Source organism: Enterobacter cloacae complex sp. P29RS (genome assembly GCF_014893445.1).
Classification (GTDB): Bacteria; Pseudomonadota; Gammaproteobacteria; order Enterobacterales; family Enterobacteriaceae; genus Enterobacter; species Enterobacter intestinihominis.
The window spans coordinates 1-11,374 of sequence record NZ_JADBPZ010000041.1 but is presented as its reverse complement, the minus strand read 5'-3'; the positions used below and the strand labels follow the sequence as shown (position 1 = coordinate 11,374).

Genomic DNA, 11,374 nt, shown 5'->3' with positions numbered 1-11,374 from the left:
CCTGGCACGTTCACCGGTCATGTCGTTACAGAGTAGCAAGGAACATAAAGTGAACGGAATGACCACCACCGCCGTATGTTCCCCTCACCCTAACCCTCTCCCCGGAGGGGCGAGGGGATTACTCAGTGCTCGCATTAATTTGTGGGGAACCCTCAGCCCAAAGGGAGAGGGCCGGGGTGAGAGGAGAAGTTCGCACTCAGCGGCGAACCGGCGCCCCATCCGCCACATAATACGCCGCCGTGCTCTTCGCCAGCGGCTCGCGCCCGCGAATGGCGTCGGCAATCTTCTCACCAATCATGATGGTGGTGGCGTTCAGGTTGCCAGTGATAATTTGCGGCATAATCGACGCATCTACCACGCGTAACCCTTCCAGCCCGTGAACGCGGCCTTCGCCATCGACCACCGCCATTTCGTCGTAGCCCATCTTGCAGGTGCCGCACGGATGGAAGGCGGTTTCGGCGTGGTTACGCACGAACTCGTCCAGCTGTTCGTCGGTCTGGCATTCGACGCCCGGGCTGATTTCGCGACCGCGATACTTGTCCAGCGCGGGCTGGTGCATGATCTCACGGGTGATGCGGATCGCGTCGCGGAACTCCTGCCAGTCCTGCTCGTGGGACATATAGTTGAACAGGATCGCCGGATGCTGATGCGGGTCGCGGGACTTAATCCGTACGTGCCCGCGGCTCGGCGAGCGCATGGAGCCGACGTGGCACTGGAAGCCGTGTTCTTTCACCGCGTTCGAGCCGTTGTAGTTAATCGCTACCGGCAGGAAGTGATACTGAATATTCGGCCACTCGAACTCCTCGCGGCTGCGGATAAACCCGCCCGCTTCGAAGTGGTTGCTCGCGCCCACGCCTGTGCCGCCAAACAGCCACTCCGCGCCAATCTTCGGCTGATTCCACCACTGCAGGGCAGGGTAGAGGGAAACGGGCTCTTTGCATTCATACTGAAGGTACATCTCCAGGTGATCCTGCAAGTTTTCCCCCACGCCGGGTAAATCATGTACCAGCGGGATATCAAACTGCTTCAGCAGTTCAGCGTTGCCCACGCCGGAGCGCTGGAGGATCTGCGGAGACGCAATAGCGCCCGCGCACAGCAGTACCTCTTTCTTCGCTGTCGCTTTTGAAGGAATGGTGCTTTCGCCTTCCAGCCACTCGACGCCCACCGCGCGCTTGCCGTCAAAGATAATGTGATCGGTCATGGCGTGGGTGCGGATGGTCAGATTCGGGCGCGGTTTGGCCTGATCCAGATAGCCGCGCGCGGTGCTGGCGCGTCGGCCCTGCGGCGTGACCGTGCGATCCATCGGGCCAAAGCCTTCCTGCTGATAGCCGTTGAGATCGTCGGTGCGCGGGTAGCCCGCCTGCACGCCTGCCTCCACCATCGCTTCAAACAGCGGGTTCACGCCCGGCTTAGAGGTGGTGACGCTCACCGGACCGTCGCCGCCGTGGTAGTCGTTCGGCCCCACGTCGCGGGTCTCTGCCTTGCGGTAGTAGGGCAGACAGTTGAGATAGCTCCAGTGCTCCAGACCCGGTTCTTTCGCCCAGTTGTCCAGATCCATTGCGTTGCCGCGCACGTAGCACATGCCGTTGATCAGCGACGAGCCGCCCAGCCCTTTTCCGCGTCCGCACTCCATGCGGCGGTTGTTCATGAAAGGCTCTGGCTCGGTTTCATACGCCCAGTTGTAGCGCTTGCCCTGCAACGGGAAGGCCAGCGCGGCAGGCATCTGGGTGCGGAAGTCAAAGCGGTAGTCCGGCCCGCCCGCCTCAAGCAGCAGGACGGTGGTGTTCGGATCTTCAGTCAGTCGTGTTGCCAGAACGTTGCCGGCAGAGCCGGCCCCGATAATGATGTAGTCAAATTGCAAATAAACCTCCCGGTTAAAATATGGACTGGAATTTACCCATCTCAACCTGGATGGACTTCACCTGGGTGTAACTCTGAAGCGTCATGACGCCGTTCTCGCGGCCAATGCCGGAGTGTTTGTAGCCGCCCACCGGCATCTCCGCGGCGGATTCGCCCCAGGTGTTGATCCAGCAGATGCCCGCTTCGAGCTGATGAATAGCGCCATGGGCGCGGTTCAGATCGGCGGTGACAATGCCCGCCGCCAGACCGTAGTCGGTGTCATTGGCGCGACGAATGGCCTCTTCGTCAGTGTCATAGGAAAGAATGGACATCACCGGGCCGAAGATCTCTTCGCGCACGATGGTCATTTCGTCGGTGCAGTCGGTGAACACGGTCGGGGCAACCCACGCGCCGTTATCAAAGCCGTCACCCTTCAGCACGTCACCGCCGCACAGCACGCGCGCACCTTCCTCTTTGCCTTTGGCGATGTAGCGCATCACGCTGTCGCGGTGCGGGAAGCTGACCATCGGGCCGAAGTTAGTGTTTTCATCGAACAGGTCGCCCGCGCGGATGCGGCCCACGCGCTCAACGATTTTTTGCTCAAACGCGGCTTTAAACTTCGCGGGCACGAACACGCGGGTGCCGTTGGTGCACACCTGACCGGAGCTGAAGAAGTTGGCCATCATGGCGATATCTGCCGCGAGATCCAGATCCGCATCGTCAAACACTATCAGCGGGGATTTACCGCCCAGCTCCATCGTCACCTCTTTCAGGGACGAGGCCGCCGAGTTCGCCATCACCTTTTTGCCGCTGGCGACGCCGCCGGTAAAGGAGACTTTGGCGATGCCCGGATGCTCGGTCAGGTACTGGCCGGTTTCCGCGCCCACACCCGGCAGAACGTTAAACACGCCGTCCGGCACGCCCGCTTCGGTGTAGATTTCCGCCAGTTTCAGGGCGGTAAGCGGCGTTACTTCGCTCGGCTTGAAGATCATCGCGTTGCCCGCCGCCAGCGCCGGGGCGGATTTCCACAGGGCGATCTGGATCGGGTAGTTCCACGCGCCGATGCCCGCCACCACGCCCAGCGGCTCGCGGCGGGTGTAGACGAAGGAGGTCTCGCGCAGCGGGATCTGGCTGCCTTCCAGTGCCGGGATCAGCCCCGCGTAGTACTCCAGCACGTCCGCGCCGGTGACGATGTCGACGGTCGAGGTTTCAGAAAACGCTTTACCGGTGTCGAGGGTTTCCAGCTTTGCCAGCTCGTCGTTGCGCTCGCGCAGGATATCGACGGCGCGACGCAGGATGCGCGAGCGCTCCATGGCGGTCATCGCCGCCCAGATTTTTTGCCCGCGCTTTGCGCTCTCTACGGCGCGGTCCACGTCTTCGCGCCCGGCGGTCTGCACGCTCGCCAGAACTTCACCGTTGGCCGGGTTGATGGTCTCGAAGGTGCGACCGCTGGTGGCCGATGTGTAACCACCATTGATATAAAGCTGCTGTTCTGCCATTCGGGACATAAATTCTCCTCGGTTAATCGGTCGGTAAATGCTGGCTGATAAAGTGGCTGGTGAGCGACTGGGCCAGGGTTTTATCCAGCGGTTTGCCGCTGAGCGCGGCGCGCAGCCACAGCCCGTCAATCAGTGCGGCGAGCCCGTAGCCCGCCTCTTCAGCCTGTTCACGCGGCAGTTCGCGGCGGAATTCGTACACCAGATTTGACAGCAACCGGCGGCTGCTGACCTGCTGCAAACGATAGAGCATCGGTTGATGCATGCTGCTGGCCCAGAAGGCCAGCCAGGCCTTCATCGCCGCGCCGCTGACCTGGGTTTCATCAAAATTGCCGCCGACAATCGCCTGCAAACGCTGCTCTGCACTGCCGTCCGGCAGGGCGCGTAAACGGCTTAATACCGCATCGCGTAACTGACCGGTGATGTCGCGCATGGTTGCTTCCAGCAGACCGTTTTTATCTTTGAAATAGTGGCTGATGATGCCCGTGGACACGCCCGCCCGACGGGCGATCTGCGCGATGGTTGCGTCATGCATTCCCACTTCATTAATTGCTTCCAGCGTGGCATCGATGAGCTGCCTGCGCCGGATCGGCTGCATCCCCACTTTGGGCATTTTTGCCACTCCATTCATCAGCGTTGGTAATCTATTAAAGCGGTTTTTGATTGGACGTTCAATATAAAATGTGTCTTAATTGTTGCGATTTTGGATTTCAATAGTTACAAAAACAGTGGGGATACTGGATGACAGACCTTTCACAAGACAGAGAAAAAGACAAAATCAACCCGGTCGTTTTTTTTACGTCCGCCGGGCTGATTTTGTTGTTTTCCCTGACGACCATCTTCTTTCGTGATTTTTCTGCCGAGTGGATTGGGCGCACCCTGAACTGGGTGTCGAAGACCTTCGGCTGGTACTACCTTCTGGCGGCGACGCTCTATATCGTCTTCGTCGTCTGCATTGCCTGCTCGCGCTTCGGTTCGGTGAAGCTTGGGCCGGAGCAGTCCAAGCCCGAGTTCAGCCTGCTGAGTTGGGCCGCGATGCTGTTTGCCGCGGGCATTGGCATCGACCTGATGTTCTTCTCCGTGGCGGAACCGGTCACGCAATATATGCAGCCGCCGGAAGGGGCAGGGCAGACGATGGAGGCCGCGCGTCAGGCGATGGTCTGGACGCTGTTCCACTACGGCCTGACGGGCTGGTCAATGTATGCCCTGATGGGCATGGCGCTCGGATACTTTAGCTATCGTTATAATTTGCCCCTAACCATCCGCTCCGCGCTGTACCCGATTTTCGGGAAAAAGATCAACGGCCCGATTGGCCACAGCGTCGATATCGCGGCGGTGATCGGCACCATCTTCGGCATCGCCACCACGCTCGGGATTGGCGTAGTGCAGCTTAACTACGGGCTGAGCGTGCTGTTTGACATCCCGGATTCGATGGCGGCGAAGGCGGCGCTAATTGCGCTGTCGGTGATCATCGCTACCATCTCGGTGACCTCCGGCGTGGATAAAGGTATTCGCGTGCTCTCCGAGCTGAACGTCGCGCTGGCGCTGGGGCTGATCCTGTTCGTGCTGTTTATGGGCGACACCTCGTTCCTGCTCAACGCCCTGGTGCTCAACGTAGGTGATTACGTGAACCGCTTTATGGGCATGACGCTGAACAGCTTCGCCTTTGACCGCCCGGTGGAGTGGATGAACAACTGGACGCTCTTCTTCTGGGCGTGGTGGGTGGCCTGGTCGCCGTTTGTCGGCCTGTTCCTGGCGCGAATTTCGCGTGGGCGCACCATCCGTCAGTTCGTGATGGGCACGCTGATCATCCCGTTCACCTTCACCCTGCTGTGGCTGTCGATTTTCGGCAACAGCGCGCTGCACGAAATTATCCACGGCAACGCAACCTTTGCCCAGGAAGCGATGGTGCACCCGGAGCGCGGCTTCTACAGCCTGCTGGCGCAGTACCCGGCGTTTACCTTTAGCGCGTCCGTAGCAACCATTACCGGCCTGCTGTTCTACGTCACCTCGGCGGACTCCGGCGCGCTGGTGCTGGGGAACTTTACCTCAAAGCTGAAGGACATCAACAGCGATGCGCCGAACTGGCTGCGCATCTTCTGGTCCGTCGCCATCGGCCTGCTGACGCTCGGGATGCTGATGACCAACGGTATCTCTGCGTTGCAGAACACCACGGTGATCATGGGCCTGCCGTTCAGCTTCGTGATCTTCTTCGTGATGGCCGGGCTGTATAAATCGCTTAAGGTGGAAGACTACCGCCGCGTCAGCGCCAGCCGCGACACCGCCCCGCGGCCGATGGGCGCGCAGGACAGGTTGAGCTGGAAGAAACGCCTGTCGCGCCTGATGAACTACCCGGGCACGCGCTACACCAGCCAGATGATGGAGACGGTCTGCTTCCCGGCGATGGAAGAGGTGGCGCAGGAGCTGAAGCTGCGTGGCGCCTACGTGGAGCTGAAAAACCTGCCGCCGGAAGAGGGCGAAACCCTGGGGCACCTGGATCTGCTGGTGCACATGGGCGACGAGCAGAACTTTGTTTATCAGATCTGGCCGCAGCAGTATTCGGTTCCCGGCTTTACCTACCGGGCGCGCAGCGGGAAATCGACCTACTATCGGCTGGAGACCTTCCTGCTGGAAGGGAGCCAGGGGAATGATTTGATGGATTACAGCAAGGAGCAGGTAATTACGGATATTCTGGACCAGTATGAACGGCACCTGAACTTTATCCATCTCCACAGGGAAGCGCCGGGGAATAGCGTGATGTTCCCGGATGTCTAAACGGATTCTTAAAATACCTTCAGACTGTATGTAAATACAGTTATTTGGCGCAGCATTACTCAAGGAAGAGTAACCATGCAGCAAGAGCCTGATGCTGAAGCATTCGGGCTTTTGCTGCGTTTAGGGAAGGAACTATGGATGAGTCATGCGATAGAGTTTATCGAAACATCACTCTTTACCCGACAGATTAAAAGCATTGCTACGGATGATGAATTAAAGGATCTGCAAAAGGAACTTATTGCCTGGCCTGATAAAGGTGACCTGATCCAGCAGACGGGGGGTTTACGTAAAATAAGGATGGCGGCAGGCTCAAAGGGAAAGAGAGGGGGGATCAGAGTGATTTACTTTCTTGCCACAGAGGAGGTGATCTATTTCATTATGGCCTATCCAAAATGCATAAAGGACAGCCTGACAGAGACAGAGAAAGCAGAACTTAAAAAGCTGACTTCCATTCTGAAAAATACTGCTTCCAGTGCCGTAAATTTGAGGTGTACTATGTACCCTAATCAGGCAGGTGGAGGCTGATAATGAGTATTTTTAATGAATTAAAATCTTCGCTTGAAGAGGCCGTTGAGATCCATAACGGAAGAAAAGCCGCTTCCCGGGTAACCCGCTATGAAGTTGCTGATGTGCGCGCCATCAGAGAGCAGCTCAATATCACGCAAAGCGAAATGGCGAAGGCGCTTGGCACGAGCGTCGATACGATAAAGAGCTGGGAGTCTAAACGTCGCAACCCAACCGGGCTGGCGGCGAAGGTACTTAATGTGATTCGGGAGAATCCTGCATTTTATAAGGCACTTGCCGGGCAGTGAGTCGCCCTTATGCCGGGTGGCGCTGCGCTTACCCGGCCTACAAAACTCCAAAACTGCTTTACCGTAGGCCTGATAAGCGAAGCGCCATCAGGCTCTCCCTCCGTTGACACAACTTTAATGATAATTATTTTCATTTAAATATAGCCTGTGCTATACCTTATAGCACGGGCTAATTTTGCTTTTAATTTAATCACCTCAGGAGACTTCTGCGATGCATCCACGGCAAGGATTGAAGCGTCTGTTGCTCGGCGCGCTGCTTATGACCGCGACCACAACCGGCGCGCTGGCGGCTGAAAAGTTCCAGGTCATCACCACTTTTACCGTTATCGCTGATATGGCAAAAAACGTAGCGGGGGATGCCGCAGAGGTCACCTCCATCACCAAACCGGGCGCGGAAATTCACGAATACCAGCCCACCCCGGGCGATATCAAACGCGCGCAGAAGGCGCAGCTGATCCTGGCGAACGGCATGAATCTGGAGCTGTGGTTCCAGCGCTTTTATCAGCATCTGAACGGCGTGCCGGAGGTGATTGTTACCAAAGGCATCACCCCGATGGGCATCAGCGAAGGGCCCTATAACGGCAAGCCCAACCCGCACGCGTGGATGTCGCCGGACAACGCCCTGATTTACGTCGATAACATCCGCGACGCGCTGGTGAAGTACGATCCGGCCAACGCGCAGACCTATCAGCGTAACGCCGACGCCTACAAGCAGAAGATTACCGCTACCCTTGAACCGCTGCGTAAGCAGGTCACGGCGATCCCGGAAGACAAGCGCTGGATGGTGACCAGCGAAGGGGCGTTCTCCTATCTGGCGCGGGATTTGGGCCTGAAAGAGCTGTACCTGTGGCCGATCAACGCCGATCAGCAGGGCACGCCGCAGCAGGTGCGCAAGGTTATCGATCTGGTGAAAAAACATCACATTCCGGCGGTGTTCAGCGAAAGCACCGTCTCGGATAAGCCCGCCCGTCAGGTGGCGCGGGAAACCGGCGCCCATTACGGCGGCGTGCTGTACGTCGACTCCCTGAGTGCAGAAAACGGCCCGGTGCCGACCTATATCGATCTGCTGAACGTCACCACCCGCACGCTGGTGCAGGGCATCCGCGACGGGATGAAGGAGTAACCATGCAGAAGGGGATTGTTGTAACCGACGTGACCGTGACCTACCGCAACGGCCACACGGCGCTGCGCGACGCGTCGTTCAGCGTGCCGGGCGGATCGATTGCCGCCCTGGTGGGGGTGAACGGATCCGGCAAGTCCACGTTGTTTAAGGCGGTGATGGGCTTTGTGCGGGCGGCGAGCGGCACTATCTCCATTCTCGGGCTTCCGCCTCACCGGGCGCTGCGCCTGAACCTGGTCGCCTACGTGCCGCAGTCGGAAGAGGTCGACTGGTCATTTCCGGTGCTGGTCGAGGACGTGGTGATGATGGGCCGCTACGGGCATATGGGGTTTCTGCGTTGGCCTAAAGAGCGCGACAGGCAGATTGTAACCGACGCCCTGAAGCGCGTGGACATGCTTGAGCTGCGTCATCGGCAGATTGGCGAGCTCTCCGGCGGCCAAAAGAAGCGCGTGTTTCTGGCGCGGGCGATTGCCCAGCAGGGCGAGGTGATCCTGCTCGACGAGCCGTTTACCGGCGTGGACGTCAAAACCGAAGCCAGGATCATCAGCCTGCTGCGGGAGCTGCGCGACGAGGGTAAAACGATGCTGGTTTCGACCCACAATCTGGGCTCGGTCACGGAATTCTGCGATTACACGGTGATGGTCAAAGGCACCGTGCTGGCGAGCGGCCCGACGGATATCACTTTTACCGCTGAGAATCTTGAGCGCGCCTTTAGCGGCGTGCTGCGCCACGTGGTGCTCAGCGGCTCGGAAGATCGCATTATTACCGACGACGAACGCCCCTTCGTCACGCACCGACAGGAGGCCAAATGAACGCGCTTCTCGAACCCTTCGGCTACGAGTACATGCTCAACGCGATGTGGGTCTCGGCGATGGTGGGCGGGCTGTGCGCGTTTCTCTCCTGCTATCTGATGCTCAAAGGCTGGTCGCTGATCGGCGATGCGCTGTCGCACTCCATCGTGCCGGGCGTAGCGGGCGCTTACATGCTCGGGCTGCCGTTCTCGCTGGGGGCGTTTTTATCGGGCGGGCTGGCGGCGGGCAGCATGCTGTTTCTCAACCAGCGCAGCCGCCTGAAGGAGGACGCCATTATCGGGCTGATCTTCTCCTCGTTTTTCGGGCTGGGGCTGTTTATGGTCTCACTCAACCCGACCTCGGTGAACATTCAGACCATCGTCCTCGGCAATATTCTCGCCATCGCCCCGGAAGATATCGTCCAGCTGGCGATTATCGGCGTGGTGTCGATAGTTATCCTGCTGTTCAAATGGAAAGATCTGATGGTGACCTTTTTTGATGAGAACCACGCCCGCGCCATCGGTCTGCGCCCGGAACGTCTGAAAATTCTCTTCTTTACGCTACTGGCGGTCTCTACCGTGGCGGCGCTGCAAACCGTCGGCGCATTTCTGGTGATCTGTCTGGTGGTTACGCCCGGTGCGACCGCCTGGCTGCTGACCGATCGCTTCCCGCGCCTGTTGATGATTGCCGTCGCCATTGGCAGCATCACCAGCTTCCTCGGTGCGTGGGCCAGCTATTACCTGGACGGCGCCACCGGCGGCATTATCGTGGTCGCCCAGACGCTGCTGTTCCTGCTGGCGTTCGTCTTTGCGCCGAAGCACGGGCTGCTTGCCAGCCGCCGTCGGGCGCGGGAGGCACATCCATGATGACGCTGATCCTCGAACCGTTCCAGTTTGCGTTTATGAACAATGCGCTGCTGATTTCACTCCTGGTGGCCGTGCCCTGCGCGCTGCTGTCGGTTTTTCTGGTGCTGAAAGGCTGGGCGCTGATGGGCGACGCCATGAGCCACGCGGTGTTTCCCGGCGTCGTGCTGGCCTGGATGATGGGCCTGCCGCTGGCGCTGGGCGCATTCGTGGCTGGTCTGTTCTGCGCGGTCGCCACCGGATACCTGAAGGATAACAGCCGAATCAAGCAAGATACGGTTATGGGGATCGTCTTTTCCGGCATGTTCGGCGCCGGGCTGATCCTCTATATCGCCGTCAAACCTGAGGTGCATCTCGACCACATTCTGTTCGGCGATATGCTGGGCATTAACGGGATGGACATTTTGCAAAGCGGTCTCGTCGCGGGGTTGATTGCGCTGGTGATTGGCCTGAAGTGGCGCGATTTTCTGCTGTTCTGCTTTGACTATCAGCAGGCGCAGGCGAGCGGCCTGCGCACCCGCTGGCTGCACTACGGCTTACTGTGCATGGTTTCGCTGACCATCGTGGCGACGCTGAAAGCGGTGGGTATAATTCTGTCGATTTCGCTGCTGATTGCCCCCGGCGCGGTGGCGGTGCTGATTACCCGACGCTTTCACATGGCGCTGCTGGTGGCGGTCGCCGTTTCAGCGCTGGTTTCGGTAAGCGGCGTGTATGCCTCGTTTTATCTCGACAGCGCGCCCGCGCCGACCATTGTGGTCCTGTTCGCGTTGGTGTTTATCGTGACGTTTGTGGTGACCAGCGTGAAGGCACGTCGGCAGGAGCGTGTGACAGCAGGGTGATGACCTGTTCGCCGTGCTGCTGCCAGTGAAGGGTGAAGGCAGTGCCTTCCTCAAAGCCTGCAAGATGACGGGTCAATGCCAGCATAAGCGTCCTGTCGTCGAGCAGGGTAACGCGGGCGCTGTCAAAACCCATCCAGGCCTGCACCTGCGGAAAGAGGGCCTTAAACAGGCTCTCTTTGGCGCTGAACGCCAGCGTCAGGGCAAGGGCGAACGGGTATCCCGAGCGGGAAAGCACAGGTTCTTCCTGCGTATCAATAATGCCGTCTTTGATTTCCCAGGCTTCGTTTTCGGAAAGGATCGTTTCACAATCGATGCCGATAAGCGCAGGGTATTGCGTGACGACGGCCATCGCCTGCGTGCCGCTGTGGGTGATGCTGCCGGAAATACCTTGCGGCCAGAGCGGTTCGCCGCTGGGTCCGATGCCGGGGATTACGCGCTCGTTTAGCGCATGCGCCGCGGCGATGCGGCCTGCCAGGTGGTCGGATTTGCGCTTGCGTCCGGCGTCAGCCAGCTGTGCGTGATGGGGCAGCCAGAGGAGATCGGCGTCGGTGAAGGTGGTGGGGTCGAAAGTGATGCGGTGAAGGGTGTGGCCGGCGAGAGAAAATGTGCTGTGGTTTGTGTGCATGGTTTTCCCTTCAGTATTGTGCGGCCTGATGCCCTCACCCCGGCCCTCTCCCAAAGGGCTGAGGGTTCCCCACAAATTAATGCGAGCACTGAGCAATCCCCTCGCCCCTCCGGGGAGAGGGTTAGGGTGAGGGGAATATACGGCGGTGGTGGTCATTCCGTTCACTTTATGTTCCTTGCTACTCTGTAACGACATGACCGGTGAACGTGCCAGG

11 protein-coding genes are annotated in these 11,374 nt (G+C 58.9%); 7 read left to right on the top strand and 4 right to left on the bottom strand.

Annotation, left to right across the window (positions count from 1 at the left end; translation table 11 throughout):
- Positions 1 to 196: 196 nt before the first annotated feature.
- The 3 genes from betA to betI are packed head-to-tail and all read right to left on the bottom strand — an operon-like array spanning position 197 to position 3,948.
- Complete coding sequence (gene betA, locus IM282_RS21710) at positions 197 to 1,861, bottom strand: choline dehydrogenase (RefSeq protein WP_017694353.1); 1,665 nt, start codon at positions 1,859 to 1,861, stop codon at positions 197 to 199.
- A 13-nt stretch (positions 1,862 to 1,874) separates the two neighbouring features.
- The gene (betB, locus tag IM282_RS21705) at positions 1,875 to 3,347 is read right to left on the bottom strand and encodes a betaine-aldehyde dehydrogenase (RefSeq protein WP_063163428.1); all 1,473 of its coding nucleotides are present in this window, start codon (positions 3,345 to 3,347) and stop codon (positions 1,875 to 1,877) included.
- Between the two features lie 13 nt (positions 3,348 to 3,360).
- Positions 3,361 to 3,948, bottom strand: a complete 588-nt coding sequence (betI, locus tag IM282_RS21700; RefSeq protein WP_003858827.1) for a transcriptional regulator BetI — start codon at positions 3,946 to 3,948, stop codon at positions 3,361 to 3,363.
- Positions 3,949 to 4,076: 128 nt separating this feature from the next.
- Between betI and betT the strand changes: the two genes are divergently transcribed.
- The 7 genes from betT (at position 4,077) to IM282_RS21665 (ending at position 10,535) form a co-directional block, all read left to right on the top strand.
- The gene (gene betT / locus IM282_RS21695) at positions 4,077 to 6,110 is read left to right on the top strand and encodes a choline BCCT transporter BetT (RefSeq protein WP_022647365.1); all 2,034 of its coding nucleotides are present in this window, start codon (positions 4,077 to 4,079) and stop codon (positions 6,108 to 6,110) included.
- 138 nt (positions 6,111 to 6,248) lie between these two features.
- Entirely contained in the window at positions 6,249 to 6,635 is a 387-nt protein-coding gene (locus IM282_RS21690; protein ID WP_032610190.1) for a type II toxin-antitoxin system RelE/ParE family toxin, read from the top strand.
- 2 nt (positions 6,636 to 6,637) lie between these two features.
- Positions 6,638 to 6,922 (top strand): NadS family protein, encoded by a 285-nt coding sequence (gene nadS / locus IM282_RS21685; RefSeq protein ID WP_003858821.1) that lies wholly within the window; start codon positions 6,638 to 6,640, stop codon positions 6,920 to 6,922.
- A gap of 211 nt (positions 6,923 to 7,133) precedes the next feature.
- Complete coding sequence (sitA, locus tag IM282_RS21680; RefSeq protein WP_032624705.1) at positions 7,134 to 8,045, top strand: iron/manganese ABC transporter substrate-binding protein SitA; 912 nt, start codon at positions 7,134 to 7,136, stop codon at positions 8,043 to 8,045.
- Between the two features lie 2 nt (positions 8,046 to 8,047).
- A complete protein-coding gene (gene sitB, locus IM282_RS21675) occupies positions 8,048 to 8,854 on the top strand; it encodes an iron/manganese ABC transporter ATP-binding protein SitB (RefSeq protein WP_126292225.1) in 807 nt (268 codons plus the stop codon).
- Positions 8,851 to 9,699, top strand: a complete 849-nt coding sequence (sitC, locus tag IM282_RS21670; RefSeq protein WP_022647369.1) for an iron/manganese ABC transporter permease subunit SitC — start codon at positions 8,851 to 8,853, stop codon at positions 9,697 to 9,699. Before sitB ends, sitC begins: the two co-directional genes overlap by 4 nt.
- On the top strand, positions 9,696 to 10,535 hold the full coding sequence (locus tag IM282_RS21665; protein ID WP_157508243.1) for a metal ABC transporter permease: 840 nt from the start codon (positions 9,696 to 9,698) through the stop codon (positions 10,533 to 10,535). Before sitC ends, IM282_RS21665 begins: the two co-directional genes overlap by 4 nt.
- Here the strand turns inward: IM282_RS21665 and entD are convergent.
- Complete coding sequence (gene entD, locus IM282_RS21660; protein WP_045309217.1) at positions 10,471 to 11,160, bottom strand: enterobactin synthase subunit EntD; 690 nt, start codon at positions 11,158 to 11,160, stop codon at positions 10,471 to 10,473. The genes IM282_RS21665 and entD overlap by 65 nt on opposite strands.
- Positions 11,161 to 11,374: the final 214 nt, after the last annotated feature.

Coding starts and splice junctions, on each gene's coding strand:
- betT (WP_022647365.1), top strand. CDS start 4,077: ATGACAGACCTTTCACAAGACAGAGAAAAAGACAAAATCAACCCGGTC.
- entD (WP_045309217.1), bottom strand. CDS start 11,160: ATGCACACAAACCACAGCACATTTTCTCTCGCCGGCCACACCCTTCAC.
- nadS (WP_003858821.1), top strand. CDS start 6,638: ATGAGTATTTTTAATGAATTAAAATCTTCGCTTGAAGAGGCCGTTGAG.
- IM282_RS21665 (WP_157508243.1), top strand. CDS start 9,696: ATGATGACGCTGATCCTCGAACCGTTCCAGTTTGCGTTTATGAACAAT.
- sitB (WP_126292225.1), top strand. CDS start 8,048: ATGCAGAAGGGGATTGTTGTAACCGACGTGACCGTGACCTACCGCAAC.
- sitA (WP_032624705.1), top strand. CDS start 7,134: ATGCATCCACGGCAAGGATTGAAGCGTCTGTTGCTCGGCGCGCTGCTT.
- sitC (WP_022647369.1), top strand. CDS start 8,851: ATGAACGCGCTTCTCGAACCCTTCGGCTACGAGTACATGCTCAACGCG.
- betB (WP_063163428.1), bottom strand. CDS start 3,347: ATGTCCCGAATGGCAGAACAGCAGCTTTATATCAATGGTGGTTACACA.
- IM282_RS21690 (WP_032610190.1), top strand. CDS start 6,249: ATGAGTCATGCGATAGAGTTTATCGAAACATCACTCTTTACCCGACAG.
- betI (WP_003858827.1), bottom strand. CDS start 3,948: ATGCCCAAAGTGGGGATGCAGCCGATCCGGCGCAGGCAGCTCATCGAT.